This window comes from Polaromonas sp. AER18D-145 (assembly GCF_002379095.1).
In the GTDB taxonomy this organism is placed as follows: Bacteria; Pseudomonadota; Gammaproteobacteria; order Burkholderiales; family Burkholderiaceae_C; genus Polaromonas.
The window spans coordinates 1-527 of the sequence record NZ_NBZV01000123.1 but is presented as its reverse complement, the minus strand read 5'-3'; the positions used below and the strand labels follow the sequence as shown (position 1 = coordinate 527).

The window sequence follows — 527 nt, the reverse complement described above, 5'->3', positions numbered from 1 at the left end:
AGGTATTCCTGCAGCATGCCCATGTTCTGGGTCAGCTCGTTCTGGGCAAACTGTTTCACGATGGTGCCGTGCTCCATCACGTAAAAGCGGTCGGCCAGTGGCGCGGCGAAGCGGAAGTTCTGCTCGACCAGCACGATGGTGTAACCCTTGGCCTTGAGCGTCAGAATCATCTCGGCGAGCTTTTGCACGATGACGGGCGCCAGGCCCTCTGAGATTTCGTCGAGCAGCAGCAGGCGCGCGCCGGTGCGCAGGATGCGGGCCACCGCCAGCATCTGCTGCTCGCCGCCCGACAGGCGTGTGCCGGGGCTGGACGCGCGCTCTTTCAGGTTGGGAAACATGCCGTAGATTTCTTCGATACTCATGCCGCCCGGTGCCAGCGTGGGCGGCAGCATCAGGTTTTCCTCGGCGGTCAGGCTGGCGAAGATGCCGCGTTCTTCGGGGCAGTAACCCACGCCCATGTGCGCCACCTTGTGCGGCGCCAGCTTGATGGTTTCTTCACCGTTGATGCGGATCGAGCCCTTGCGCGA

At 63.0% G+C, this 527-nt stretch carries 1 protein-coding gene; it reads right to left on the bottom strand.

The genetic code is table 11. From position 1 onward, the window contains the following. Positions 1-527 (bottom strand): ABC transporter ATP-binding protein (locus B7G52_RS23135; RefSeq protein WP_096699993.1); only part of this gene is annotated, 527 nt, incomplete at both ends.